This window comes from Parahoeflea alexandrii (assembly GCF_024105735.1).
Classification (GTDB): Bacteria; Pseudomonadota; Alphaproteobacteria; order Rhizobiales; family Rhizobiaceae; genus Hoeflea; species Hoeflea alexandrii.
In genome coordinates this window covers 626,786-651,803 of the sequence record NZ_JAAAML010000002.1, presented here as the reverse complement: position 1 = coordinate 651,803, position 25,018 = coordinate 626,786, and the positions used below count along the sequence as shown (strand labels likewise).

23 protein-coding genes, 2 tRNA genes and 1 pseudogene are annotated in these 25,018 nt (G+C 60.7%); 14 read left to right on the top strand and 12 right to left on the bottom strand.

Annotation, left to right across the window (positions count from 1 at the left end; genetic code table 11):
• Positions 1-69 precede the first annotated feature (69 nt).
• The 3 genes from GTW23_RS12780 to GTW23_RS23555 form a co-directional block, all read right to left on the bottom strand.
• Positions 70-861 (bottom strand): tetratricopeptide repeat protein, encoded by a 792-nt coding sequence (locus GTW23_RS12780; protein ID WP_252916041.1) that lies wholly within the window; start codon positions 859-861, stop codon positions 70-72.
• Between the two features lie 55 nt (positions 862-916).
• Positions 917-1,171: a hypothetical protein gene (locus GTW23_RS12775; RefSeq protein WP_252916040.1), complete on the bottom strand. Its 255-nt coding sequence runs from the start codon at positions 1,169-1,171 to the stop codon at positions 917-919.
• Positions 1,172-1,322: 151 nt separating this feature from the next.
• Entirely contained in the window at positions 1,323-1,706 is a 384-nt protein-coding gene (locus GTW23_RS23555; RefSeq protein ID WP_425494104.1) for a thermonuclease family protein, read from the bottom strand.
• Positions 1,707-2,239: 533 nt separating this feature from the next.
• Between GTW23_RS23555 and GTW23_RS12770 the strand changes: the two genes are divergently transcribed.
• A complete protein-coding gene (locus GTW23_RS12770; protein WP_252916039.1) occupies positions 2,240-2,743 on the top strand; it encodes a hypothetical protein in 504 nt (167 codons plus the stop codon).
• Positions 2,744-2,910: 167 nt separating this feature from the next.
• Complete coding sequence (locus GTW23_RS12765; protein ID WP_252916038.1) at positions 2,911-4,353, top strand: serine protease; 1,443 nt, start codon at positions 2,911-2,913, stop codon at positions 4,351-4,353.
• Positions 4,354-4,508: 155 nt separating this feature from the next.
• Here GTW23_RS12765 and GTW23_RS12760 read toward each other — a convergent pair.
• A tRNA-Ser gene (locus tag GTW23_RS12760) sits at positions 4,509-4,598 on the bottom strand.
• A 299-nt stretch (positions 4,599-4,897) separates the two neighbouring features.
• Here GTW23_RS12760 and GTW23_RS12755 point away from each other — a divergent pair.
• The 4 genes from GTW23_RS12755 to GTW23_RS12740 all read left to right on the top strand — a co-directional run bounded on the left by GTW23_RS12755 (position 4,898) and on the right by GTW23_RS12740 (position 8,022).
• Complete coding sequence (locus GTW23_RS12755) at positions 4,898-5,215, top strand: hypothetical protein (RefSeq protein WP_152010829.1); 318 nt, start codon at positions 4,898-4,900, stop codon at positions 5,213-5,215.
• A gap of 136 nt (positions 5,216-5,351) precedes the next feature.
• Positions 5,352-6,005: a peptide-methionine (S)-S-oxide reductase MsrA gene (gene msrA / locus GTW23_RS12750; protein WP_252916037.1), complete on the top strand. Its 654-nt coding sequence runs from the start codon at positions 5,352-5,354 to the stop codon at positions 6,003-6,005.
• A gap of 276 nt (positions 6,006-6,281) precedes the next feature.
• Complete coding sequence (locus GTW23_RS12745; RefSeq protein WP_152010831.1) at positions 6,282-7,274, top strand: BMP family lipoprotein; 993 nt, start codon at positions 6,282-6,284, stop codon at positions 7,272-7,274.
• A gap of 124 nt (positions 7,275-7,398) precedes the next feature.
• Positions 7,399-8,022: a ribonuclease D gene (locus tag GTW23_RS12740; RefSeq protein WP_152010832.1), complete on the top strand. Its 624-nt coding sequence runs from the start codon at positions 7,399-7,401 to the stop codon at positions 8,020-8,022.
• Between the two features lie 288 nt (positions 8,023-8,310).
• On the opposite strand, the gene GTW23_RS12735 is transcribed toward GTW23_RS12740, so the two are convergent.
• Positions 8,311-8,643 (bottom strand): DUF6665 family protein, encoded by a 333-nt coding sequence (locus GTW23_RS12735; RefSeq protein ID WP_252916036.1) that lies wholly within the window; start codon positions 8,641-8,643, stop codon positions 8,311-8,313.
• A 230-nt stretch (positions 8,644-8,873) separates the two neighbouring features.
• Between GTW23_RS12735 and GTW23_RS12730 the strand changes: the two genes are divergently transcribed.
• Positions 8,874-9,293 carry a DUF7282 domain-containing protein gene (locus tag GTW23_RS12730; protein WP_252916035.1) on the top strand — a complete coding sequence of 140 codons (420 nt, stop codon included), beginning with the start codon at positions 8,874-8,876 and terminating at the stop codon, positions 9,291-9,293.
• A 1,176-nt stretch (positions 9,294-10,469) separates the two neighbouring features.
• Here GTW23_RS12730 and rpsA read toward each other — a convergent pair.
• The 3 genes and pseudogenes from rpsA to GTW23_RS12715 form a co-directional block, all read right to left on the bottom strand.
• Positions 10,470-12,176 (bottom strand): 30S ribosomal protein S1, encoded by a 1,707-nt coding sequence (gene rpsA / locus GTW23_RS12725; protein ID WP_252916034.1) that lies wholly within the window; start codon positions 12,174-12,176, stop codon positions 10,470-10,472.
• Between the two features lie 138 nt (positions 12,177-12,314).
• Positions 12,315-12,398: pseudogene (locus tag GTW23_RS12720) on the bottom strand ((d)CMP kinase); the annotation flags it as partial.
• A gap of 6 nt (positions 12,399-12,404) precedes the next feature.
• On the bottom strand, positions 12,405-12,983 hold the full coding sequence (locus GTW23_RS12715) for a TetR/AcrR family transcriptional regulator (protein WP_152010836.1): 579 nt from the start codon (positions 12,981-12,983) through the stop codon (positions 12,405-12,407).
• A 106-nt stretch (positions 12,984-13,089) separates the two neighbouring features.
• Between GTW23_RS12715 and GTW23_RS12710 the strand changes: the two genes are divergently transcribed.
• Positions 13,090-14,037 carry an NAD(P)-dependent alcohol dehydrogenase gene (locus tag GTW23_RS12710; protein WP_252916033.1) on the top strand — a complete coding sequence of 316 codons (948 nt, stop codon included), beginning with the start codon at positions 13,090-13,092 and terminating at the stop codon, positions 14,035-14,037.
• Positions 14,038-14,046: 9 nt separating this feature from the next.
• On the opposite strand, the gene cmk is transcribed toward GTW23_RS12710, so the two are convergent.
• From cmk to aroA, 4 genes are all read right to left on the bottom strand, one after another.
• On the bottom strand, positions 14,047-14,697 hold the full coding sequence (cmk, locus tag GTW23_RS12705) for a (d)CMP kinase (protein WP_252916032.1): 651 nt from the start codon (positions 14,695-14,697) through the stop codon (positions 14,047-14,049).
• Between the two features lie 9 nt (positions 14,698-14,706).
• Positions 14,707-15,342, bottom strand: coding sequence for an FMN-binding negative transcriptional regulator (locus tag GTW23_RS12700; RefSeq protein ID WP_252916031.1), 636 nt, complete (start codon positions 15,340-15,342; stop codon positions 14,707-14,709).
• A gap of 100 nt (positions 15,343-15,442) precedes the next feature.
• Positions 15,443-16,084 carry a 2-hydroxychromene-2-carboxylate isomerase gene (locus tag GTW23_RS12695; protein ID WP_252916030.1) on the bottom strand — a complete coding sequence of 214 codons (642 nt, stop codon included), beginning with the start codon at positions 16,082-16,084 and terminating at the stop codon, positions 15,443-15,445.
• Positions 16,081-17,439: a 3-phosphoshikimate 1-carboxyvinyltransferase gene (gene aroA, locus GTW23_RS12690; protein ID WP_252916029.1), complete on the bottom strand. Its 1,359-nt coding sequence runs from the start codon at positions 17,437-17,439 to the stop codon at positions 16,081-16,083. Before aroA ends, GTW23_RS12695 begins: the two co-directional genes overlap by 4 nt.
• Before the next feature lie 221 nt (positions 17,440-17,660).
• Between aroA and GTW23_RS12685 the strand changes: the two genes are divergently transcribed.
• The 6 genes from GTW23_RS12685 to GTW23_RS12660 all read left to right on the top strand — a co-directional run bounded on the left by GTW23_RS12685 (position 17,661) and on the right by GTW23_RS12660 (position 24,963).
• The gene (locus GTW23_RS12685; protein ID WP_152010842.1) at positions 17,661-18,053 is read left to right on the top strand and encodes a TIGR02300 family protein; all 393 of its coding nucleotides are present in this window, start codon (positions 17,661-17,663) and stop codon (positions 18,051-18,053) included.
• 173 nt (positions 18,054-18,226) lie between these two features.
• Positions 18,227-18,302, top strand: a tRNA-Ala gene (locus tag GTW23_RS12680).
• 399 nt (positions 18,303-18,701) lie between these two features.
• The gene (locus GTW23_RS12675; RefSeq protein WP_252916028.1) at positions 18,702-20,138 is read left to right on the top strand and encodes a UbiA family prenyltransferase; all 1,437 of its coding nucleotides are present in this window, start codon (positions 18,702-18,704) and stop codon (positions 20,136-20,138) included.
• 2 nt (positions 20,139-20,140) lie between these two features.
• Positions 20,141-21,481 (top strand): FAD-binding protein, encoded by a 1,341-nt coding sequence (locus GTW23_RS12670; RefSeq protein WP_252916027.1) that lies wholly within the window; start codon positions 20,141-20,143, stop codon positions 21,479-21,481.
• A 104-nt stretch (positions 21,482-21,585) separates the two neighbouring features.
• The gene (locus GTW23_RS12665) at positions 21,586-22,578 is read left to right on the top strand and encodes an NAD(P)H-dependent glycerol-3-phosphate dehydrogenase (protein WP_252916026.1); all 993 of its coding nucleotides are present in this window, start codon (positions 21,586-21,588) and stop codon (positions 22,576-22,578) included.
• Positions 22,579-22,647: 69 nt separating this feature from the next.
• Positions 22,648-24,963, top strand: a complete 2,316-nt coding sequence (locus tag GTW23_RS12660) for an AGE family epimerase/isomerase (protein ID WP_425602793.1) — start codon at positions 22,648-22,650, stop codon at positions 24,961-24,963.
• Positions 24,964-25,018: the final 55 nt, after the last annotated feature.

Genomic DNA, 25,018 nt, shown 5'->3' with positions numbered 1-25,018 from the left:
GTGCTTTTTGCCGCACGCTAAGGGCCGGGGCGTCAGAGTACTCCGGCCTTTGTTTGCAATGAGATTGGCCTACTTCGAAGGCTTCCATTCACGCGCCAAGCGTTGAGCTTCTGCGACTTGCTCACCAGTCATTTTCTTTGCTACCAAATCACGGTTGTTTGCGGCTGCATCAATCCCTTGTGCGGCGGCCAGATTGAGCCACATGTGAGCCAAGACAAAGTCCTGCGGTACGCCTTCACCGGCAAGATAATTGTAACCCAGCTTTCCTTGTGCATCGGCCAAGCCCTGATTGGCGGCCATTCGCACCCACTTAACCGCTTTAGCGAAGTCTTGCGGTACCCCGTCTCCGAAATAATAGCGCGTACCAAGGTCGGATTGTGCGATTGCCTCTCCGTTTTCGGCAGCTAGGTGAAGCCATTTCCGCGCCTCAATCGTGTCTTGCTGTACGCCTTGGCCGTTAGCATATGCGGCACTCAGATTTAATTGTGCACTGGCGTGGCCCTGTTCGGCTGCCAGGCGATACCAGTTTACCGCCGCTGCATAGTCCTGTGGCACGGCTTCGCCTTTGTAGTAGAGCAGACCTAGCGTGTGTTGAGCATTGGCATGCCCTTGTTCGGCTGCGGCCTGAAACCATTTCAACGCCTCGCCATTGTCCTGCGACACGCCTTCACCCTTGTGGTATAGCAGCCCAAGGTTGAATTGAGCGCTGGCAATTCCCTTTTTGGCTGCCTCCGTAAAGTGTCTTGCAGCCGTGCTTACGTTACCGAGATTATAAGCCTCTACGCCATCCTCAAATGGCCCGGCCAAGGTAGAACTTGCTGTTGTCAGCAGAAGACCGATACTTAGAATAAAACACTTCATGGCAGGGTCTTTCTAATTCGATGACCTGAGTAACCGGGGCGATAGATTCATTCTCTCAAATGCCCCTATGTGCTTTGCAGCTTCTGCTGATTTCACAGAGAATTCCAAGCGCCACAGAAAAAGCGATCAAGACAAGGCCGCCGTCTATCGCCTCACCCGTGGTCGATGTTCCAAGGTAACGCTTGGCAGCGGCTATGTTGAGTTCATTGCCGAGTGTGCCACTTGCAATGAAAATTCCGGAAGCTACACGCAATACGCCGAGTATAATGCCGATATATGCGAGCAGTGTCCCAATCTTTGTAAAAAACACTCTGTGTTTCTCCTAGTTTGTCTCTTCTGTTTAGCAGATGAAATGATTTGGCCGCGCAACTGTGTCCACGAGCAGTGAATTTCTCACGGCATGTGGGTGATGCGGTTTCGATGCCGAGGGGGGACGCGATAGAGAGACACTCGCATTCCGCTTACCGTGTACAACCGCCTACGACGCGATAGGCCCCTCCGCTAAATTTGGGCCAGTCGCAGGCGAGCCTTGCCTCAACCAACGCCCTAGCGATGTCCATACCGCCGACATAGCACTGCGCCACTATTCGGTCCCGATTTGTCCGTTTTGATCTACCGTCGCAGACCGTTCCTTCGTTGACAGCTATGCACTTCACAGATTTCCCGGAAGTGAGTTCGCGAAGGTAATTTGTAGCCTCCTGGGCCCCAGCCGTGCCGACTTCCGGCGCATCGATGCCACATAGGCGGATTGGTTGGTTCCTAATTACAAACGTATCACCATCTCGAATATGGCTTACCGGGCCGGTTATGGGCTCAGCCTGGACGGCAGGTATGGCTAGCCCCATAAATGTGGCCACGGCTAACGATGCCGACCGCAAAAAGCGCTGGAGCCTTTGGTTCCCTCGAATCTGTTTGTCAAAATACATGATGGGTCTCCGGACTTTCGCGTAACGGGCATTAGCAAACCAAGAACACTGAACACGTCATGACATCAGTATGTGATAGACGACAGTCCCGTTTGCAGCCGCCGCAAAAGACCACGTCTAAATCGAGGGCCTTAAAAAAGCGAGCGCGGCTGAGGCTATCGCAAAAAGAGATAACCAAGCCGTGTTCATTTGCTCTCCGGTGCAAGTCTGTCTAAGTGTGAGTGCCACTGATACTTGTTAAGACTCGCACATTGCAACTTCAGAGGTCAATGCCAGTTAGGTGATCGGTCGGCCAAGGGCTTTTGTGCACAATCGATTTCCCACATGATTTCGATAAAATCGGAGACGATGAAATGGGCGGAGTTGGCTCCGGGAATATATGGCGATGCGGAAGCCGGGACACATGCGAAAGCTATACCCGCATTGAGCTTCCCTTTCTCAGAAGGCGGGGAATGCTGCAGCCGGGATATTATGGCTCGCTGTCTTGGAACAGGGGCGGGGAGCCTTCAGGCAACATCCGCTTTCGAATGCACGAAAGCAGCATGGAGCTGATTTACAAATACCGGGCGCATGGTGGCGGGGAATGGCAAGCCGTGAACGAGGCGATTCCCTTTGCCTACTCACAACAGCATCTAGGCGGTCAGCGGCGCTGGTTTGTCTGTCTGTCATGTCGCGGGAAATGCGCTGTCCTTTACGGTGGGACGCACTACCGGTGCCGCAAGTGCTGGAACCTGGCCTATCAATCGCAGCACGAAGCACCCTATCAGCGGGCGCTTTCCAAAGCGCAAAAATTCAGACAGCGCCTTGGCGGCTCACTTTGCATTGATGACCCTTTCCCGGAGAAGCCAAAAGGGATGCACTGGCGAACTTATGATAGGCATTTTCAACAAGGTGTTTCGTTAGATGCGAAAGCTGAGGGACATCTGATGAACGTTTTAATGAGCTTGCTCGGATGATACTGATTGTGACCACGCATCCGTCGCTGGGGCAGTGTATAGGCGAAGCTCACGGGAATCGTCCTAAAGTCAATGGATTGAGAATTTGACCGACTGACCATGGCGTGGTTACTTTTGGTGGCTCGAACACGACTAGGTTGGCGGTCTGTATGATAATTCTGCGTATCATGTTCACATTTGCATTGTTGTTCCCTTTGGCAACGAGTGTCGCCTTCGCGAACTATCGTGACTCCCAGCGTTGGTTCAATAGCCAGCCGGAATTGGGCCGCAAAGAGATTCAAAAAAGGCTTGTTTTTTCCGGGCATTATCGCGGATTCATCGATGGCCGGTTTGGTCAACAAACGTTCTCCGCAATAACCGAGTTTGAAAAAACATACGGATTTGTTGCAGATGGCGTGATTACCCAGCGCGAATTAACGCAACTAAATGAGGTCTATAACGGGAGATTCGACCTTTTTGGCTTTCAAGATGTTTTTGATGCCAAGACCGGCTTCATGGGGCCGCTTCCCAAAAAAATACTAAGTGAATTCAGTGAGGCCGACAATGGAATTGCGTATTACAGCGCGGACAAATCCATAAACTTTAATACACTCATATTTGATGCATCAAAAACGACGCTGGAGCAAGCATTCTATTCGATGGTGCTAATAAAAAACCCCAACAAAGTCGAATATAGCAAACTCAATGATGATTTTTTTGTTATTACAGGTGAAGATGAGGACGCAAAATATTATATTTTGATGGAGCGTAACGGTATATATCATTCGGGTTTTGTTATTAATTGGATTAATGTACCGGACAACGTAATAAACCCAATAATCTCTTATACGGGTTCTGCCTCTCGTTACGTCGCCCCGCAAATTAAGCCCGATTTTTCCAGACCGAATGAGGTCCCAAATAATACAATTGGAACGCCTTCAGGTTCTGGTGCCTCCAATCAGGAAAACGCCCAGTCGCGGCCAGATGATGATGCCAGTACTAGAGGTTCATCGGGGAGTGGATTCTTTGTATCTACGAATGGCCTTGTCCTAACCAACGCTCATGTGGTGGGTGGCTGTAAGACCATAAACGTTGTCGGATACGGGGCCGCAGAAATTCTGCGCTTTAACCGTGAATTGGATTTAGCTGTTGTTTTGGTGAAGCCTAATGGAAAAGCCATCACAACAGCTATTTTCAGTGATGGCGCGTCACCACTTGGTGCATCTTTGATTGCCGGTGGCTTTCCACTTTCAACGCTTATGAACAATGATTTCACTGTTGTCTTTGGGAAGGTTACCGGTCGGCGTGGTATCGGCGGCAATAGCAATCTTTTTTCAATCTCATTGCCTGTCCAGCCCGGAAATTCGGGTGGACCTTTAGTCAACGCCGAAGGCAAAGTCGCTGGGGTCATTGTCGGGAAACTTGATGACGGCATTATGCTTGAGGCTGTTGGAAGCACAGGGGCAAATTTCAGCTTTGCAATAAGTGGCCTAATCGCGCGGGAGTTTATCGCTCCTTTCCAAATTCAATCAAATAATGACCTTATGAAGCGGCCCGCCGACCAACGCCTTACCGATGAAGAAATCGTCAGGAATATCGAACAATACGCCGTTCAGATTCTTTGTGAATGAGATTAGCTCTTAAGGCGACATCTTGGGCTATACGGATTAGGTCTCTGTCCGCCTAAACGGGATACGGGCCGACGGTTGAGTTAGGGATACAGTTAGGGTCGCCTCACTCACAAGGTAGAATAACATTTAAAAATCAATGATTTAAATGGAAATGATGGCGGAGAGAGAGGGATTCGAACCCTCGAGACGGTTCCCCGCCTACACACTTTCCAGGCGTGCGCCTTCGACCACTCGGCCACCTCTCCGCATATCCGTCCGACGGGCAAGTACCCGGCCATGCCGTCCGCTGTCTAGGCGGTTGCCCTGGCGCGGTTTCCGATGGCGACGCATCAGAAATTCCCGGTCCGGATCGGGCGGCACTATAGCCAAGACGCCTTGCTTGGCAACCGCTATTTGGCCGTGGCGCCGACATTCTTGTCTGGCTGCGCGCCGGTGCAAGCAAACTTGTCATTGCATGAAGGTTTTGGGGCCTCTATGTCACGGGTCTGGGCGGTGATGCCGGTGCGGAGTGCAGATCCGGCAGGCTGCCCGAGCGGAGGATGAGATGCGATTTGTCGCGCGTGTGCTGAGCTTGATTTTCCTGGTGTTCGCAGTGCTGGCCGGGCTGGTCGACGCGATCCAGTCTGTGGCCGCGAGCGAACTGGTGCTGACACCGCTGATCGAAGCCTGGAGCGCCAGCAGCCCCGACACGCTCGGTTTCGTTGAAGGCCTGGTCGCCCAGTACCTGCCGGGCCCGGCCTGGGATACGGGGCTTGCCTGGGTGCTGGCGCAGCCGGCCAGCGCGGTCTTCCTGGCGGTGTCGCTGCTGTTTTACCTGGCGGGCTACCGGCGCGCGAAACCGGCGGGCCGGTTTGCAGCCTGAGCGCCGGGGGGCCGCCTGCCGCACAGCGCGGCAGGAGCGCTCCGCGAAGATTTGCGGCGTTGCCGGCGCGGCTGCAACAATGAGCCCAAGCACGAGCCGGACCTCCGGCGGGCGCTTGGGGATAAGGAGGTGAACCATGTTCCTGGTCGAGATGTTTCAGCGCAAGACGACGATGCCGACGGCTGCGGAAGCGCTGGCCGGACGCAACGAAGCGATCGAGACAACCGCCCATCACGGCGTCAACGGTAAGGCATTGAAGCCGCCGTTTCCCCCGGACTGCGAAGTGGCCTATTTTGCCATGGGCCGTTTTTCCCGCGCCGAACCGCTGTTCTGGTCGCTGCCGGGCGTTCATGTGACAGCCGCAGGCTATGCCGGGGGGCTGACGCCCAACCCGACCTACCAGGAAGTGCTCTCCAGCCTCACCGGCCACACCCAGACGGTGATGGTGGTCTTTGATCCCGAAACACTGGCCTATGAGAGCCTGCTGGAGCTGTTCTTCGAACGGCACGATCCGACCCAGGTGATGCGCCAGAGCGATGATATCGGCACCTTCTTCCGCTCGGCGGTGTTCACCACCACGCAGGCACAGGCCGAGCAGGCGAAAGCCGCACGCGACGCCTACCAGGCGGCGCTCAAGTCAGCCGGGCATACCGGCAAGATCGTTACCGAGATCGCCCCGATGCAAGCGTTCTACTACGCCGAAGCCAGCCACCAGCAACATGCGCAGCGCAATCCTGCCGCACGGTCGGGCCTGAAGGGCACGGGCGTGCGCTTTCCCACTTCCGCCTGAAGGCCGGGTCTGCCTCCACCCAAAGGCCGGGCCGGCTTCTTCTTGAAGGCTGGGCCTGCTTGCGGCCACAGGCCCGGGGCACGGCGATTGCCAGGCTGACGCAGTACCGGTTTAGGTTATCTGCGGCCGACGCAAATCGGCGTTGGATTTTTCACAAAAGCCATGCAAGGATAAGCCCTTCCGGCTGCGCGCGGCCGGCATATTCCGCAGGTCTGCCCGAAAGGGCATGCGGGAGGAACAATAAAGATCAACAAGTAACCTACAGGGCTGCACATCATGAAACGCACGCTTTTGAGCTTCCTCGCTATGGCCGCCATGTCGGCGACCGCCATGGCCGCCGACATCAAGCCGGCAATCATCTACGACCTCGGCGGCAAGTTCGACAAATCCTTCAACGAGGCCGCCTACACCGGCGCCGAGAAGTTCAAGACCGAGACCGGGATCGACTACCGGGATTTCGAAATCGCCAATGACGCCCAGCGCGAGCAGGCGCTCCGCCGCTTTGCCAAGGATGGCAACAACCCGATCGTCATGGCCGGTTTCTCCTGGGCTGCCGCACTTGAAAAGGTCGCTGCCGAATATCCCGACACCGATTTCGCGATCATCGACATGGTCGTTGACCAGCCGAATGTCCGTTCGGTGGTCTACAAGGAACAGGAAGGTTCCTACCTCGTCGGCGTGATGGCCGCCAAGGCCTCGCAAACCGGCACGGTCAGCTTCATCGGCGGCATGGACATCCCGCTGATCCGCAAGTTCGCCTGCGGCTACAAGGGCGGCGTCATGGCCACCAATGCGGACGCCAAGGTGCTTGAAGCCATGACCGGCACCACGCCGGAAGCCTGGAACGATCCGGTCAAGGGCGGCGAGATCGCCAAGTCGCAGATCGACCAGGGCTCCGACGTTGTCTACGCGGCAGCCGGCGGCACCGGCATCGGTGTGCTTCAAGCAGCAGCTGACGCCGGCAAGCTCGGCATCGGCGTCGATTCGAACCAGAACGGCCTGCAGCCGGGCAAGGTTCTGACCTCGATGCTCAAGCGCGTCGACGTGGCCGTCTACAACGCCTTCATGGACGCCAAGAATGACGGCTTCAGCTACGGCTTCAGCTCGCTCGGTCTCGCCGAGAACGGCGTCGATTACGCCATGGACGACAACAACGCCAGTCTCGTCAGCGACGAAATGAAGGCCGCCGTCGAAGCCGCCAAGGCCGACATCATTGCCGGCAAGATCACCGTTCACGACTACATGTCGGACAACAACTGCCCTTACTGAGGCGGTCGTTCGGCGGGTTCGCTGATCTGAAGACCATGCGGCCGGGCTCTTGCCCGGCCGTTTTGTTGCCTACCGGCCTATCCTCGCGCTATAGCCAGCCAGCGACGAAACAGGAACAGTTGAAATGGCCGAAATCCGCACCCACAAGGGCGATCTTTCCGATGAGGCAATGGCGCGCTACACGGGCGACATTGCGATCGATACCGAGACGCTTGGGCTGGTGCCGCGCCGCGACCGGCTGTGCGTGGTGCAGCTGTCGCCGGGCGACGGAAGCGCGGACGTGATCCAGATCGCCAGCGGTCAGAATCGGGCGCCCAACCTGGTTGCGCTCATGAAAGACCGGAAGAAGCGCAAGCTGTTTCACTACGGCCGTTTCGACATCGCCGTGCTCTACAATGCCTTTGGCGTGACCGCCGCGCCGGTGTTCTGCACCAAGATCGCCTCACGGCTGACCCGCACCTACACCGACCGTCACGGGCTCAAGGACGTGACGAAGGAGCTGCTCGAGATCGACCTGTCCAAGCAGCAGCAATCTTCCGACTGGGCCGCCGAGACGCTGACCCCGGCGCAGCTCGACTATGCCGCCTCCGATGTGCTGCACCTGCATGCGCTGACCGAGAAACTGACCGAGCGGCTCAAGCGCGACGGCCGCGAGGCCCATGCGAAAGCCTGCTTCGAATTCCTGCCGACCCGCGCCAAGCTCGATCTGATGGGCTGGGAAGAGACGGACATTTTCGCCCACAGCTGAACCGGGCACAAATCCCGGGGAACCGTTGCCCGCCTGATGCGTTTCAATCTCAGCTGTCCGCATGACAATTGGACACAATCGGCGTGAATGGCCGGGCCTTTTTCCAGTTTCGGCCCGGGACGTCAGTTTCGTCTGACGCCAGTGATTTGCAACCGGTTTGCGGGCGGCGCACTTTTCCCCGCAATTTCAGCGCATTCGCACCCGTTACGGCCTCCGGTGCGCGACGGCCGCAAAGCCCATGCGAAAGCCTGTTTCGAGTTCCTGCCGACACGGCCGAAGCGGCGATCGCTATCGCCTTGGCCTGACAATGCCGATGCGCAGCATCACTTCGCGGGGAATGCCATAGAAACCCTGCACGTCGCGGGAGGCATGGAGGCCGAAAGCCTCGCGCTGGATGATCAGCGCCTGGGTAAGGTCGGCGGCTTCCTGCAGCAGGTCTTCACGGTCGCGATTGGGGTTCGGCGTCTCGTCATGACGCTTCAGGGCCTCGAGCGCATCTTCCAGGCGCTTGCCGACACGCCCAAGTGCCGACGCGGCCTCCTGCTTGGCTTCGTGGGCAATGGCGTCGATCGTGTCGTTGCCCTGCCTGAGGGCCAGGCGCAGCCGGTCCGAGAGTTCCATGCATGAAAATGTGTTTCCGGCAGGGCACGCCGTCAATGGCGGATGGCAAATAAACCGGCGGCGAATGGCAAAAAACCAGCCTGCCACTTTTACCAACCGGACCGGAAATGCACTGACGCATTGCGCAAGGTTTTCCACACCCCGGTGAAACTCTTCCCAGGCCGCAGCCGTCCCTGCAGGGGTCAACGCACTCCGCATGATGCAGTGTGAAGCAAGAGAAGGATATCGAGATGACGAAGACCCTTACCGCCTCCGCCCTGTTTGCCGCAGGCCTCCTCGCAACCCAGGCCTTCGCCGCCAGCCATGGCGCCATGGCAGTGATGGGCGAAGACCAGGATGTTTCGGGCGGCACGGTCACGGCGACATCCATCATGGCCGCAGCCAATGGCTGGCTCGTGGTTCACCGCACCGATTCCGACATGAAACCCGGGCCGGTGGTGGGTTACGCGCCGCTCAAGGCCGGTGAGAACACCGATGTCACCGCCATCCTCACCGAACAGGTCAACAGCGGCGAAATGCTGATGCTGATGCTGCATGGCGAAGAGGGTGGCACCAAGACCGGCATTTTCGAGTACACGCTCGGCGCCAAGGAAGATGGCCCGGTGCGCGTTGACGGCAAGCTGGTGATGACCGTCATCTCCGCGCAGTAAGACGATCCATCTGCCTCCCCTGTTGGCAGCACCTGGCGCCCGGGCTTCGGTCCGGGCGCCTTTTCCCTGGGCAACCCGGCAGGCGAACCTGGAGCGTGAGCAGCGCCATCGCCTGATGTTTCAGGTTGCGGCCGATCCGTTGCAAGCGGGATCTGGCAGGATTTCATCAACCCGCCGGCCTGATCACGGCTCGGCCGGGAAGCGGGCATGCGAACATCCGCCGCGCGGGAAACCCGCCGGGGTGCGAGATCAAGCTTGTATTCCGGAGGGCCGCCCGCGGGCTTTGCCTTCTGAAAAATGATTGGTATGGCTGGCGCGGCTCGCGCGCGGCCCGAGCTTCGCCGGATGATGTCCACATCCGACAGGCAGTGGCGTGCCGCGTCCTGCCACCCGGACATGGGCAGCGATCAGCGGCGGGTGGCATCGTCCGGCACGGGCTGGGCCTTGCGTTGACGATTCGGGAACGCCAGGGCGGCTGACACTGCGCCAGACACCCTCCCCGCATCCGCAAGACGGCCCGCCACAGGCCCGTTTCCACCCCCACCCTGACAGCCGGCCGACGCTGGCCGACACAAGGGGCAAAGGTTTCTCCGGTGGCTGGCTTGGCCGATCATCCTGCGTGGTGATCCTGCTGCCAGCGGAACCCGCCGGTGCACCGCCTCCTCCATCGTCCCGCCGCACGTTACGGCAAGCCCCCGGAGGCCTTCCCCCCGCCTGGACCGAGACGTTGACGATCCATCCGGTGACGGGAGCGCTGGAATGATGGCATGGGGTTTGGAGGGTGTGTAAAAGATTGCCGGGTAATTCGGGTATGTCATTGGCACCGCTGGCGCGGGGGCCAGGCTTTATGCACGCGAAGGCTACGTTTTCCCGGAACCCGATCTCCCCCCTTGCGGGGGAGATGTCTGCGAAGCAGACAGAGGGGGGTATGGTTCAGCCTGTCTCGAGCGCGCATTTTGGGGAGGGTTCACCCCCCTCTTTCACCTACGGTGACATCTCCCCCGCAAGGGGGGAGATTGGGGGGCGGCGACTTCCGCGTTCGCTCTCCCAGATCCCACATTCGCCATCCTCGCCCCTGAGGCGAGGATCCACTCCATGATCCATCCGCGAGCCATCAAAAAACCCGCCGGATCGCTCCGGCGGGTTTCGTGTTTCAGATGTCAGATCCGACAGGGATCAGTCGTCGTTGTTCTGCTTCTTGAGTGCTGCGCCGAGAATGTCGCCGAGCGAGGCGCCCGAGTCGGACGAGCCGAACTGGGCGACTGCCTGCTTCTCTTCGGCGATTTCCAGCGCCTTGATCGACAGGCCGACCTTGCGGTCCTTCTTGGAGAAGCTGGTGACGCGGGCGTCGACCGTCTGGCCGACCGAGAAACGCTCGGGGCGCTGCTCGTCACGGTCACGCGACAGGTCGGAGCGGCGGATGAACGAAGACAGGTCTTCGTGATCGACCAGAACCACTTCGAGGCCACCATCGGTGACAGCGGTCACCTTGGCGGAGACGACAGCGTTCTTGCGCAGTTCGCCGGAGGCAGCTGCTTCGCCGATCGAATCCTTGCCAAGCTGCTTGATGCCGAGCGAGATGCGCTCCTTGTCGACATCGACGTCCAGCACGACGGCCTTGACCATGTCGCCCTTGTTGAACTCCTCGATGACCTGCTCGCCCGGACGGTTCCAGTCGAGGTCGGAGAGGTGAACCATGCCGTCGACATCGCCTTCGAGGCCGATGAACAGGCCGAATTCGGTCTTGTTCTTGACTTCGCCTTCGACTTCGGTGCCGGCAGGGTGGCTCTGGGCGAACACTTCCCAAGGATTCTCGAGCGTCTGCTTGAGGCCGAGCGAAATGCGGCGCTTGTTCGGGTCGACTTCGAGAACGACAACGTCAACTTCCTGCGTTGTGGACAGGATCTTGCCGGGATGCACGTTCTTCTTGGTCCAGGACATTTCCGAAACGTGGATCAGGCCTTCGATGCCCGGCTCCAGCTCGACGAATGCGCCGTAGTCGGTGATGTTGGTCACGGTACCGGTGATGCGCTTGCCGGCCGGATACTTGACGCCGATGCCATCCCACGGATCGCTTTCCAGCTGCTTCATGCCCAGCGAGATGCGGTGTGTGTCCTGGTTGATGCGGATGATCTGGACCTTGACGGTCTGGCCGATCGACAGGATCTCGGACGGATGGTTGACGCGGCGCCAGGCCATGTCGGTGACGTGCAGCAGGCCGTCAATGCCGCCAAGATCAACGAACGCACCGTAATCGGTGATGTTCTTGACCATGCCTTCAACGGTCTGGCCTTCTTCGAGGTTCTGCACGATTTCCGAACGCTGTTCGGCACGGCTCTCTTCGAGCACGGTGCGGCGCGAGACCACGATGTTGCCGCGACGCTTGTCCATCTTGAGGATTTCGAACGGCTGCGGGATGTGCATCAGCGGAGACACGTCGCGGATCGGACGGATGTCCACCTGGCTGCGCGGCAGGAACGCCACGGCGCCGTCCAGATCGACGGTGAAGCCGCCCTTGACCTGGTTGAAGATGACACCTTCAACACGCTCCTGCGCATTGAACTTCTCTTCCAGACGGACCCAGCTTTCCTCGCGGCGAGCCTTCTCGCGCGACAGCATGGCTTCGCCCAGGGCGTTTTCGATACGCTCGACATAGACTTCGACTTCATCGCCGACCTTGAGCGTGCCGTCCTTTGCCTTGGCGCCGAATTCCTTCAGCGGAACGCGGCCTTCGACCTTGAGACCGACGTCGATGATGGCGACGTCCTTCTCGATGGCCATGACGATGCCCTTGGCGACATAGCCTTCGGCGAGGTCCTGGGTGGCAATGGATTCAGCAAACAGGGATGCGAAATCCTCTGTCATGTTTGCAGTGTTAGACATGAATTCTCCTGGCGACCGCGCACAGGGCGTTCGGTCGGATGCGCCTGGTTGGTGTTGTTCGGACCGGCGATGCCTGTCTGTCCCTGACCTCAAGGAGGCGGGACACGTACGGCGCGGGACAGGCTCGCTGGCTTTCGTTCAGTGTTCGAGCGCAGCATCCACAAGACGCCGGGCAGCATCGAACGCGGCTTCTATACCCATTTCGGTGGTATCTAGCAAGTGCGGGGCTTACTCCGCGGCATCCAGCGTTGCACTTATTGCCCTGGCCCAGATTTCAGCCAGTTCACGCCTGTCCTGCGGCAGCGCGCTTCGGGTCACGCAATAGCCCTCGAAAAGCGGCATCAACACCGATACGGCCCGGTTGATATTGTCGTCGCCCGCCGTCTGATCGAGTGATCGCAGGGTTTGCGCATAGAAGCGTGCCAGCTCGCGATAATAGGCGGTCATTTCCGCAGCCAGACTGTCCGACTGTTGCGCCGCGGCCCAGAGCTCCTTGAAGACGCGGGACGCCTCGGTCTTGTCCAGCAGTTCGAGGCCGCTGCTCAGAATAGCCGACAGATCCTTTTGAAGATCGCCGGTCGGCTGAAATGACCGGTCCCGGACAAGCGTGACATAGTTGGCGATGAAGGATGCAAGCAGCGCCTCCAGAAGGGCCTCACGTGTTGCGTAGTGGTATTGCAGATTGCCGAGGCTCATGCCGCAGGCATCGGCCACCTTGCGCATGCTCAGGCCGGCGCCCCCCTCACGGACGAGCAGCGCTTCCGTCTGTTTTAGAATGAACTGCCGCTTCAGTTCGGCTTTCGACATCTACCGGCTCCGAAAAACACGGATGCATAGATACAGCTCTTGCATTCTGGGTCAAGTGACCTAGTATATAGGTCAATTGACCTAAAATGATCTTATGGAGTGTGGAATGAAGGCTCTGGTTTGTGAAAACAAGGCGGTGAGGTTGGCGGACCTCAATGAACCACCGGCACCAAAACCAGGCGAGGTGCGGGTGCGGGTGGCCGCTGCCACGGTGAACCCGACCGACCAGGACATGCTCGCCGGCTCCTATGATCTGTTTCTGAAACTCTATGGTGCGCGTGGCCCCGTGAAAACCGGACTGGAATTCGCCGGCACCGTTGAAGAGGCAAGCGGGCGCTACAGGAAAGGCGAGCGCATTTTCGGCTATACGAACCTCATGAAAGGGCCGAAAACCCATCAGCAGATTCTCAACGTAAAGGAGGAATGCACCGCTGCGATCCCGGGCGGCCTCTCCTTCGAACAGGCCGCAAGCATCGCCATCGCCGGGAACAGCAGCCTTGTTCTGATCGACGACATCGCCAAGCTTTCGGCAGGCCAGTCGTTGCTGATCAATGGCGCCAGCGGCGGCGTCGGGGTCTTCGCCCTGCAATATGCGAAACATCGCGGATTGCGAGTGTCCGCCACCGCAGGTCCCGGCCAACAGGACTTCCTGAAGGGCCTGGGCGCCGACGAGATTTATGACTACACCAAACAGCCCCTCGATACGCTTGGGACCACTTTCGACTCCATTCTGGACTTTTCAAACCGGCTGAAGTTCCGCCACGTCCGGCATTTGCTGTCACCAAGGGGCATCTTCATTCCGGCCGACCCGCTGAAGAACCTTGTCGACATAGCTGCCAATCCGCTGCGCAGGCAGAAGACGGGATACTTTCTCGTCGAAGAGGGCAACGCCGGCAAGCTGTCGCAGGCGGCTGCGCTGGTTGCCGGGGGAAGCATCAAGGCGGAGATCGACTCGCGTTTTTCGCTAACGGATTACCGGGAGGCGTTTGACCGTCTTGCAATGAAGGGCCGCCGGGGACGCATCATTCTCGATATGGCGGAGGCGGCGAGCTAGTCGCGGTGCTCAAGCTGCGGCCAGAGCCTTTTCTATGATCGACATGGCCGTCTCAAACGCCTCTTCGATCCCCTGATCGGACGTATCGATCATAAGGGCGTCGGCTGCAGGCTTGAGCGGTGAATCGGCGCGGCCAGCGTCACGCGCGTCGCGCTTCTCGAGATCCGCGAGGATCGCCGGCAATTCAGCGCTGCCGCCCTGGCTGATGATCTCCTGGTAGCGGCGGCGTGCCCGCACTTCGGGGCTGGCTGTTACATAGAACTTGATCAGGGCATCCGGGCAGACAACCGTGCCGATGTCACGGCCGTCGAGCACCGCGCCCGGCTCGATGCGGGCAAACTCGCGTTGCGCCTCGACCAGCGCCCGGCGGACTTTCGGCATCACCGCAACCTTGGAGGCGGCCTCGCCGATCTCGTGCGCCGACAGAACCGACCGGTCGAGCCCGGACAGATCAAGCGCGCGGGCCGTCTCTGCCGCCACGTCCTCGTCATCAAGCGGCAGCCCGCGATCAAGCAGCGCCTTTGCCGTGGCGCGGTAGGTCAGGCCGGTGTCGAGATGCCTGAGCCCGTAATGTTCTGCCAGACGGCGCGACAGCGTGCCCTTTCCGGCTGCCGCCGGGCCGTCGACGGCGATCACGATGTGGGGATGTCTCGATGTCATTGCGTGACCTTATGTATCCTGGAGGCCGCCATAGTGCCCAACGAGCCCGGCCATGTCGTCATTGTTCTCGCCCGTCAGCCCGGCATGGACGCCGCGCCGGTCGGCTTCGGGCCGGTTCTGGCTGACTTTCCATTTGCCCGTCAACTGGGCGACAGCGATTTCGATGCCGACGATGCCGCGCAGTTGCGCGGCGACGAAAGCCTCCGGGGCGTCCTCGACCTTCCACGCGGCCGGCCGGTCGGCTTCATGACGGTCGGTCAGCTCGCTGACCTGCGGCCTCAGCCATTCGGGTGTCTCATGCACCGTTGCGGTTCCGCGCGCCTGCACCATCGCATAGTTCCATGTCGGGACGACCTTGCCGTGCTCGGCCTTGGATTGATACCAGGATGGCGTGACGTAGCTGTCACTTCCCTGGAACACCACCAGCACGCTGGCGCCATCGCCGATGTGGCTCCACTGCGGGTTTGCCTTTGACAGATGCGCGCGAAGCGTCGTTACGCCATCCCTGACTGAAACAAGAAACGGTACCGGGTTGGCCAGCACATCGCCCCCCGAGGCCGAAATCAGCAGACCCAGCGGATGCGCCTCGATCAGCGCCCGCAACACGGTCTCGTCCGTTTCAATGAAGTGTGGCGGTTGGTACATTGCGATGGCTCCTGCCAGACAAAGCGGCCCTGGAGATACCGGGGCGGGAAAATTGCGGGGTTCGGGACCAGCCCGTTATCCCGCAGATCGGCTCTCTGTGCTACTTGCGCGCGATCCCGATGGTCACGTCATCAAGATGCCGGTAGGGCTCGCGTTCGAACAGGGCTTCATCGTCAAGCCAGGCCAGCAGCATGTCGAAGGCGTCGACGCCCCAGAACACCTCGTGCCCCGAGCCGGATGCGCAGACAAGGCTTGGCACGCCGAAGACGCCGCGCTCGATCGCCCGGTCGGTGTTGGCCCGGAGTGCTGCCTTGGCACGGTCGTCAGCGGCCAGTTCGAGCGGGATCCCGACGGCTTCGGCAAAGGCCGCGATTTCCTCGTCCGTGTCGGGCGCGCGGCCTTGCGAGAACACGAAATCAAAGCCGCGGCGCACGGTATCGAGATCCGCGTCCGCACCTGCCATCAGACGCTGGGCCTTGAGCGGATTGAACGGGTGACGGGGCGGAAACCGCATCTCAACGCCGTGCTGTTTGCCCAGAAAAATCGACTGGCGGTAGGTATGAAGCCGCTTGGCGGAAATCTCCGCCGGGCCGCGCTGGCCCCAGTGATTGAGGATCGCGCCGAGCAGGACCGGCACCGGCTTGACCGTCACGTCACCCGGCAATTCCCCAAGCCGGGCGAGCAGCACATGGGCGAAGGGCGATATCAGGTCGTAGTGAAGTTCGATTGTCCGCGTTTTCATTGTCCGGTGATCTCCGCGCCGATGCCGGCCATGATGGCCATGAACTCAGGAAAGCTGGTGGCGATGATCGAGCAGTCATCGACCGTCACCGGGTTCTCGCTGGCAAGGCCCATGACAAGGAAGCTCATGGCGATGCGATGGTCAAGCGAGGTGACGACGACGGCATCCCTGGCTATTGCACCCAGCCCCTTTCCATCCGGGCGCCCGCGGACCGACAGCCAGTCGCGGCCCTCGGTGCAGTCGACGCCGTTGAGGGCAAGCCCGCTGGCCACGGCCGCCAGCCGGTCGCTTTCCTTGATCCGCAACTCCTCAAGACCGTGCATGACGGTCTCGCCCTTGGCAAAACCCGCGGCGATGGCGAGCACCGGATATTCGTCGATCATCGACGGTGCCCGGTCGGCTGGCACGGTGACGCCGGTGAGCTCGGACGCCCGGACCCTGAGGTCTGCCACATCCTCACCACCCGAATGCCGTGGATCTAGGATTTCGATATCCGCTCCCATCTCCTGAAGGGTCAGGATCAGGCCGGTGCGCGCCGGGTTCATCAGCACATTTCGAAGGGTGAGGTCCGACCCCGGCACGATCAGGGCGGCGACGAGCGGAAAGGCCGTCGAGGAGGGATCGCCCGGAACATCGACGGTCTGGCCTTCAAGCCGGCCACGGCCTTGGAGCCGGATGGTGCGCGCGCCATCGGCCGCGGTTTCCACCTCCAGCTCGGCGCCAAAGTCCTTGAGCATCCGCTCGGTATGATCGCGGGTCGGAACCGGCTCGATGACGGTGGTGGTGCCCGGAACATTGAGGCCGGCGAACAGGACAGCGGACTTGACCTGGGCCGAGGCCATCGGCACCCGGTAGCTGATCGGGGCAGGTGCCCGCGGTCCGCGCAATGTCACGGGCAGCCGGTCGCCGGGCCGGGCAGTGACCTGCACGCCCATCAGCCGCAAGGGGTCGAGAACCCGCTGCATCGGCCGGCCTGAAAGCGATGCATCGCCGGTAAACGTGGTTGTGAAATCATAGGGGCTGACCAGCCCCATGGCGAGACGGCAACCGGTGCCTGAATTGCCGAAATCCAGCGCGGTTTCCGGCTCGAGCAGGCAACCGTTGCCGACACCGTTGATGATCCAGATATCGCCCTGTTTGCGGATGGTGGCGCCCATTGCCTGCATGGCCGCGCCGGTCCGCATGACATCATCGCCCTCAATTAGGCCGCTGATCTGGGTCTCGCCCGCCGCGAGGCCGCCGAGCAGCAAGGCGCGGTGGGAAATCGACTTGTCGCCGGGAACCCGGATGTCGCCGCGCAGCGCGCCGCTTTTTGCGGATCTTGCGGGTCGAAGCGATGTGGCGGCCTGGCCCATGACTGTTTTCCGGCTGAAGTGGACGGATCATGCCGGTCGTGCGGCAGGAGTGCACGGGTAACTATCACAGCCCCGGGGGAAGCGTCATCCGGCTTGGTTGAATTTTTGGCGAGAATGGCTTTGACAGGTGCGTTCAACATCATTATGGGGACCGGACCCGCCGAAACGGGAAGGCAGGTATTCCAACCTTCGCCCTCCTGCCAGTTCAAGAGGCTTCGACAGTGGCAAAACCGGAACTTGGAACAAAACGCGTTTGCCCCGAAACCGGGCGCAAATTCTATGATCTGAACAAAGATCCAATTGTCTCTCCCTATACAGGGAAGGAATACCCGATTTCCTATTTCGAAGAGACGGCACAGAACGCCGTGATCGAGAAAGAGGAAGAGGAAGAAGTCGCGGAAGTCGAGGCAGATTCGGCTGACGTCGAAATCGTATCGCTCGAAGAGGCCGATGAGGACACATCGAGCACCGGCAAGTCCGAAGACCTTCCCGATCTCGACGACGATGTTGAAATCGACGATGACGATGATGACGCGTTTCTCGCCGATGACGACGATGATGAAGATGACGACGTCAGCGATATCATCGGCGTGAACGACGAGGACGACGACTGAACAGAGAATTCCTTCCCGGCGCTGAAAACCGAAAGGTTTTCAAAACTGAAAAAAGGATTGAATTTTCATCTTGATCTTGTGCGGCTGCAGAAGTATGAAGCCGCACCTGCCCGCCACTTCGGGGTGGCAGGCACCTCGCAGGGAATGACATTGCGTTCAGTCCCTTGCGTCCCGGGGCCATAGCTCAGCTGGGAGAGCGCCTGCATGGCATGCAGGAGGTCAGCGGTTCGATCCCGCTTGGCTCCACCATTTCCTTCTTGCGAATTGCCGCCACGCCAACCCTACCCGTGTGGTTTCGGTTCGAGGATTGTCATCTCATCTCCTCCATTTTGTTTGCGCTTTGCCGCCCGCCAACCCAAAGCGCGATGGCTCCGGGTTCGGACTGTGTCCTCTCTCCTCCACCATTTCCCCAATTGCAAACACAAGCAGCAGGGAACCGGATATTCCGACCGATGCCGTGCAGATGGTTGCGTCGCGAGGCACTGGAAAGTGCCGGTGCAGCCTCTGGTGATTGTCGCAACCGTTTGATAACCACACCGTGCAAAACCCGCCGCCCGGTCCGCTTAAATCACTCCCGGAAGCGATCTTTTACCGGAATTGAAGTGTTTTTCCCCCAAAGCTCGGCCGGAACCAAGCGGGGAAACAATCATGGATGCTGTGAGCGACAACCGGCATGTACCACTTTGCATTGATCTTGATGGCACGCTGATTGCCACCGACACGCTTTGGGAAGGGCTGGTCTCGGTGCTGATCAGCCAGCCCTGGCTGTTGTTTGCGGTCATCGGCTGGGCGATCTCGGGAAAAGCGGTGCTGAAACGTGAAATCGCCGCCCGTTACGTGCGCAAGGGCGACGAATGGCCCTATCGCGCCGAGGTTCTTGAACGAATCAGGCTCGCCCGCGAATCCGGACAACCGGTCTGGCTGGTCACCGGTGCCGCCGAATCCACCGCCCGAATCATCGCCGATCATCTGGGCCTTTTCGATCGCGTCCTGCATTCGTCCGACACCGAAAATCTCACCTCCCGCCGCAAGCGCGAACGCCTGGTGTCGCTGTGTGGCGACGGCGGCTTCGACTATGCCGGCAACAGCCGCGACGACCTGGCCGTGTTCGACGCAGCGCGTCGCGCCATCATCGTGGCACCCGACCGGGCGGCCAGCCGTTGGGGCAGCAGCAATGAAGCGGAACTGCTTCCGCTGGAAAAGATCTCGCCGCTGGCCATCCTCAAGTCCATCCGCGTGCACCAGTGGCTCAAGAACATCCTGATCGCGGTGCCGCTGGTTCTCAATCACGAAGTCGCCAATTTCGGCCTGCTGCTGGCGGCGATCGTGGCGTTTTTCTCGTTTAGCTTCCTGGCCTCGGCCGTCTATGTCGTCAACGATATCTCCGACCTCGCCAACGACCGCCAGCATCCGCGCAAACGTCTGCGTCCCCTCGCATCGGGCGCGGTGTCGATCCCGGTAGCCAGCGCCACTGCCGCGGCGCTCCTGCTGGCGTCGATCGGCCTGGCGAGCCTGCTGCCGCCCTTGTTCTGGGCCGTCCTGGCGCTCTACGCGCTGGTGACCACGGTCTACACTTTCGTGCTCAAGCGCAAGCTGCTGGTCGACGTGTTCACCCTCGCCGGGCTTTACACCGTGCGCATCATTGCCGGCGCCGCCGCAACCGGTGTCGACCTGTCGTTCTGGCTGCTCGCCTTCTCGATCTTCTTCTTTCTCAGCCTGGCGCTGGTCAAGCGCTACGTCGAGCTCGACGAACTGGCCGAGGAATCGGATATGCAACTCAAGGGTCGCGGTTACGTCGGCAGCGACAAGGACATGATCGGTCAGGCCGGGATCGCCTCGGCATTTTCCGCCGCCATGGTTCTGGCGATGTATGTTCACAGCAACGAAGTCGTCTCCATGTATCCGCAGCCGGCGCTTCTGTGGCCGCTGTGTCCGCTGATCCTTTACATGCTGCTGAGGATCTGGGTGTTGGCGCGCCGCTCGCAGATGCACGAGGATCCGGTGGTCTTCATCATGCGTGACTGGCGCAGCCAGCTGACCACCATCGCCGGGGCCGGCCTGGTGCTGCTTGCGGCCTTGCTGTGACGATGACAAGCCCGGACTTCGACAGCTGGGGCAGGGTTCAACGCCGCAACCGTGCGGTGGCGCACCCTTCTGATTTCAGGCGCGGCGTTGCCGGCGGTTTCCTGCCCTTCGGCAACGGCCGTTCCTACGGCGACAGCTGCCACAATGACCAGGGCCGCCTGTTTGCCATGCGGCCGGGCGCCGCCATCAGCGCATTCGATCCCGAAACAGGCGTGCTGACCGCCGATGCCGGCGTCCTGCTCTCCGAAATCCTTGCGCTGGTCATGCCGCACGGTTTTTTCCTCGAGGTCACGCCCGGCACGGCCCAGGTGACACTTGGTGGCGCCATCGCCAATGATGTGCACGGCAAGAACCATCACCGCCGCGGCACGTTTGGCGGCTCGGTCGTCTGCTTCACGCTTTTGGGCAGTGACGGTGGAAACCGGCTGTGCTCGCCGGAATCCAATACGGACCTTTTCGAAGCCACCATCGGCGGCATGGGCCTGACCGGGATCATCGAACAGGCTTCCATCCGGTTGATGCGTGTCCCCTCCGCCAATGTGCGCCAGACCGCGGTCCGCTTTTCCGATATCGACGGGTACTTCGATGCCATCGACGCGATTGACGCGAAGCATGAGTATTCTGTCGCCTGGATCGATCAGCTGGCTCGCGGCGGCAATCTCGGGCGCGGCGTTCTGATGGCCGGCGATCATGCCGACGATGGCGGTGCGGCGAAGCCACCTTCCGCTCCCAGGCTCGCAGTGCCATTCTCGCCGCCGGTCAACATGCTCAATCGTCTGACGCTGAAGGCGTTCAATGCGCTGTATTACGGACGGGCGCCAAGCCAGCCAGTAACCGGGATCGTGCCCTGGTCATCCTATTTCCATCCGCTGGATGCGATCACCGGCTGGAACCGGCTCTACGGGCCGCGCGGGCTGTTCCAGCATCAGAGCGTCTACCCGGCGGACCGGGCGCGCGAGACCACCATCGCGCTGATCGAGTGCGCCCAGAAACATGGCGCGGCTTCGTTCCTGACGGTGCTCAAGCGCTTTGGCGAGACGCGCTCGCCGGGTCTGATGTCGTTTCCGCGGCCCGGCTTCACCCTGACCCTGGATTTCGCCAATTCCGGCGACCGAACCCTGCGCATGCTCGACGCTCTCGACGAGATCGTGATTGCGGCCGGCGGCGCGCTCAATCCCTACAAGGACCAGCGCATGTCGCCGGCGATGTTCGAAGCCTCGTTCCCGCAGTGGCGGGAGATGGAGGCGATGCGCGATCCGGCGCTGGTCTCTGACTTCTGGCGGCGCACAGCCATGGTCCTGAACCAGGAGCTTCAGCCACAAAGGCATGCCGCCAGCGCATGAACCTCGTCCACCGGCTTGTCAGCCAGCGTCGACGCCAGTAATTGAATGGCTCACCTGCCCGCGCTTGATCCCGGCGGCATCAACCTCCCGAAGGACTTCGAACCATGGCCCGCATCTGCATTCTCGGTACAGGCGCCTGGGGAACCGCACTGGCCACGGCGTTCGTCAGGCAGGGCCATGATGTGCGCATGTGGGGCCGTAACGCAGAGACTTGCGCAGAGATTTCGGAAACGCACAGAAACCATGCCTATCTCGGCGAGGCATGCTTGCCGGATGGGTTGAGCGCATCAACCGACATGGCCGGCGCGCTGGAAAATGCACAAATCGTGCTGTTCGTTGCACCGGCGCAGTCGACCAGCGACGTCGCCGGTCTGGCGGCACCGCAGCTTCCGGGCGACGCACTGCTGATCGCCTGCGCAAAGGGGATCGACAGGCGCAGCGGCCAGACCCAGAGCGAGGTGATCGACGCCTGCCTGCCAGACCATGTGGTGGGTGTGCTCTCGGGCCCGAGTTTTGCCGCCGATGTGGTTCGCGGACTGCCCACCGCCCTGACGCTTGCACTGCCGGACCAGGCAAGGGCGCAATCCCTTGCACAGACGCTTTCGGGCGATGCAATCCGGCTTTATGCATCAGACGACATCGTCGGGGTACAGATCGGGGGGGCCCTGAAGAACGTGATGGCCATCGCCGTCGGCATCTGCCGTGGCGGCGGAATGGGAGCAAGCGCCGAAGCCGCGCTGATCACCCGGGGCTATGCGGAGCTGGTGCGTCTCGGCGTGGCCATGGGGGCGCGAGCCGAAACCCTGATGGGGCTATCGGGCCTTGGCGATCTTGTGCTGACCTGCTCATCGGAACTGTCGCGCAACTTCTCCTATGGCATTGCGGTCGGCAGCGGCCATGACGTCACCGGCCTCAAGCTGGCCGAAGGCGTTCATACGGTCTCGATCGCCAACGAAATCGCTGCACGCCACGGCATCTCCTGCCCGGTCATGCAGACAGCGGACCTGGTGCTGTCGGGCAGGATGTCGGCCGAGGAAGCGCGAACCGCGCTGATGTCGCGCCCGATCAAGGCCGAACACCCGGAAATCGGCCAATGATGCCGGATCGGGAGCCTCCCGGCAGTTCAGCCGGAATCATGAGAAGATTTTTCATTTTTTCCCGTTCTAATGAGCGGGTTCAGCGAAACGGGCCGGAACTCAAACCGGCTGTTGCGCAAATCGGAGCATCTCATGGTCTCAAGCCATAGCATCACGCCTGTTATCCTGTGCGGCGGCGCTGGGTCCCGGCTCTGGCCAATGTCGCGGGATTCGAAGCCGAAACAGTTCCACAAGCTGGTCAACGACAAGACCCTGCTGACCAACACGCTTGAACGCGTCGACCACAAGGGCGAAGGCCTGCGCTATCTGCCGACCCGGATCGTCGGTGGCATTGCCTTTGAATCGCTGCTGACCGAGCAGGGCGAAACCGGGAGTGTGGAGGTCGAACGCTATGTGCTCGAACCGCTCATTCGCGATACTGCCGCCGCCATAGCGGCCTCCATCGCAGATCTCGCGAAGACCGATCCTGACAGGATGGTGCTGGTGCTGCCGTCGGACCACCAGATATCCGACGCCGGGGCGTTCTTCGGCGTGATCCGGACCGGGGCACGAGCGCTTGCCGAGCGTGGCGGCATCATGACCATCGGCATCGCGCCGACGCGGCCAGAGACGCAATATGGCTATATCGAGCGTGGCGACGGGGATGGCCCGGTTTACGACGTGTCGCGGTTTCGCGAAAAGCCCGATCTCGAAACGGCCGAGACATTTCTCCGCTCAGGACGTTTCTTCTGGAACGCCGGCATCTTCATGTTCCGCGCCGGCGAGATGGGCGCCGAGTTGGCCCGGCAGCAGCCGGAGGTCTGGGCGCAAGCCCGGCTGGCCGTCGAACGCGCCGATATCGAGGGCAAATGCTACCGGCTCGATCCCGAGGCCTTTGCCGCCAGCCCCAAGATATCGATCGACTACGCGGTGATGGAAAACGCGCCGCGCATCGGCGTGGTGGCCGCCAGCTTCGACTGGAACGACCTGGGTTCGTGGAACCAGCTGCATGACGGATCGCCGCTCGACGAGCACGGCAATGCAAGGTTCGGCGATGTGCTGACCATCGACGTTCACAACAGCTATCTGCGCTCCGAAGACCGGCTGCTGGCGGTGGCAGGCCTCGACAACATCATCGTCGTCTCGCAGCCCGATGCGCTGCTGATCGTCCATCGTGACAAGTCGCACCTGGTCAAGGACATTGCCGGCAGCGTCAAGAAGGGGGGCGAATGGCCACCGCTTGCAGTGGCCCATTCCGGCCGGCCGGTGCCCTCGCCGCGGGTGATCCGCAAATGGCTGTTCGACACCGCACTGCCGCTGTGGGCCGGGGCCGGCGTCGACCAAGTGCATGGTGGTGTCCACGAGGCGCTCAATCATGACGGCAGCCCGGCCGATCTCGGCTACAAGCGGCTCCGGGTTCTGGCCCGGCAGATCTACTGCTTTGCCAATGCCGAACTGCTGGGCTGGGAAGGGGACGCCCGCGCGGTGCTTGAGCATTGCTTCACCACGCTCACCACCACCGGCTGGCATGCCGAGGGCGGCTGGATCCATCTGTGGAACCCTGACGGCACGGTGAAGGATCCGCAGCGCGATACCTACGACCAGTGTTTCGTGCTGCTGGCCCTGGCCTGGCTCTGGAAGGCAACGAAATGGCCGGAGGCCCGGGTCTGGGCGGAGCGCACAATCGCCTATATGGACGACCATCTGGTCGACCGCGCCAATGGCGGGTTTTACGAATCCAGCCTGAGGCTCGATTATCGCCGTGCCAACCCGCACATGCATTACCTCGAGGCGATGCAGGCCTGGTACGAGGTTACCGGCGAACGCGCCTTCCTCGACCGGGCCCAGACCGCGGTGGAACTGTTCAAGTCGGTGTTCTTCAATCCCGAGAGCTGGAGCGTGACCGAGCATTTCGAACGCGACTGGTCGGTGCGAAAGGACAAGCCCGCCCGGGTCGAGCCCGGTCACCATTATGAGTGGGTCTGGCTGCTGTTGCGTCAGGCCCGCTTCGCCGGCCAGCCCGAACTCAAGGAATATTGCCGCAAGCTCTATGCCACCAGTCACGCTTTCGGCCATGCGCGCGGCACCGACGCGGTCTGCGATTCAATGGCGCCCGATGGCTCGGAAATGCTCGGAACGGCGCGGCTGTGGTGCCAGACCGAGGCGCTGAAGGCGGGGCTGCTGGCGCGCGCGGAAGGCCTTCCCGGCGACGAGACGCTGTTCATCCGCATGCTCGACGTGATCTTCAACCGCTACCTGACGACACCGGCGCCCGGCGGCTGGTATGACCAGATCGACCCCAACGGACGGGTGATCTCCAAGCACATGCCGACAAGCACGTTCTACCATGTGTTCTGCGCGCTGGTGGAGTATCTCCGGCACGAGGAAATGCTGCTGCTGCCGTGACCGGGCAGGGACGCGGCTGAGGAAACAGGTCTGCCGGAAACGCCGCGCGCGGGTG

What these genes read in the sequence shown, in the direction of transcription:
- GTW23_RS12740 (WP_152010832.1), top strand. Translation starts at nt 7,399, where the DNA reads ATGGCCGAAATCCGCACCCACAAGGGCGATCTTTCCGATGAGGCAATG.
- GTW23_RS12730 (WP_252916035.1), top strand. Translation starts at nt 8,874, where the DNA reads ATGACGAAGACCCTTACCGCCTCCGCCCTGTTTGCCGCAGGCCTCCTC.
- aroA (WP_252916029.1), bottom strand. Translation starts at nt 17,439, where the DNA reads ATGGGCCAGGCCGCCACATCGCTTCGACCCGCAAGATCCGCAAAAAGC.
- cmk (WP_252916032.1), bottom strand. Translation starts at nt 14,697, where the DNA reads ATGACATCGAGACATCCCCACATCGTGATCGCCGTCGACGGCCCGGCG.
- GTW23_RS12765 (WP_252916038.1), top strand. Translation starts at nt 2,911, where the DNA reads ATGTTCACATTTGCATTGTTGTTCCCTTTGGCAACGAGTGTCGCCTTC.
- rpsA (WP_252916034.1), bottom strand. Translation starts at nt 12,176, where the DNA reads ATGTCTAACACTGCAAACATGACAGAGGATTTCGCATCCCTGTTTGCT.
- GTW23_RS12755 (WP_152010829.1), top strand. Translation starts at nt 4,898, where the DNA reads ATGCGATTTGTCGCGCGTGTGCTGAGCTTGATTTTCCTGGTGTTCGCA.
- GTW23_RS12695 (WP_252916030.1), bottom strand. Translation starts at nt 16,084, where the DNA reads ATGAAAACGCGGACAATCGAACTTCACTACGACCTGATATCGCCCTTC.
- GTW23_RS12745 (WP_152010831.1), top strand. Translation starts at nt 6,282, where the DNA reads ATGAAACGCACGCTTTTGAGCTTCCTCGCTATGGCCGCCATGTCGGCG.
- msrA (WP_252916037.1), top strand. Translation starts at nt 5,352, where the DNA reads ATGTTCCTGGTCGAGATGTTTCAGCGCAAGACGACGATGCCGACGGCT.
- GTW23_RS12770 (WP_252916039.1), top strand. Translation starts at nt 2,240, where the DNA reads ATGCTGCAGCCGGGATATTATGGCTCGCTGTCTTGGAACAGGGGCGGG.
- GTW23_RS12700 (WP_252916031.1), bottom strand. Translation starts at nt 15,342, where the DNA reads ATGTACCAACCGCCACACTTCATTGAAACGGACGAGACCGTGTTGCGG.
- GTW23_RS23555 (WP_425494104.1), bottom strand. Translation starts at nt 1,706, where the DNA reads ATGGGGCTAGCCATACCTGCCGTCCAGGCTGAGCCCATAACCGGCCCG.
- GTW23_RS12710 (WP_252916033.1), top strand. Translation starts at nt 13,090, where the DNA reads ATGAAGGCTCTGGTTTGTGAAAACAAGGCGGTGAGGTTGGCGGACCTC.
- GTW23_RS12675 (WP_252916028.1), top strand. Translation starts at nt 18,702, where the DNA reads ATGGATGCTGTGAGCGACAACCGGCATGTACCACTTTGCATTGATCTT.
- GTW23_RS12715 (WP_152010836.1), bottom strand. Translation starts at nt 12,983, where the DNA reads ATGTCGAAAGCCGAACTGAAGCGGCAGTTCATTCTAAAACAGACGGAA.
- GTW23_RS12665 (WP_252916026.1), top strand. Translation starts at nt 21,586, where the DNA reads ATGGCCCGCATCTGCATTCTCGGTACAGGCGCCTGGGGAACCGCACTG.
- GTW23_RS12735 (WP_252916036.1), bottom strand. Translation starts at nt 8,643, where the DNA reads ATGGAACTCTCGGACCGGCTGCGCCTGGCCCTCAGGCAGGGCAACGAC.
- GTW23_RS12660 (WP_425602793.1), top strand. Translation starts at nt 22,648, where the DNA reads ATGAGCGGGTTCAGCGAAACGGGCCGGAACTCAAACCGGCTGTTGCGC.
- GTW23_RS12670 (WP_252916027.1), top strand. Translation starts at nt 20,141, where the DNA reads ATGACAAGCCCGGACTTCGACAGCTGGGGCAGGGTTCAACGCCGCAAC.
- GTW23_RS12780 (WP_252916041.1), bottom strand. Translation starts at nt 861, where the DNA reads ATGAAGTGTTTTATTCTAAGTATCGGTCTTCTGCTGACAACAGCAAGT.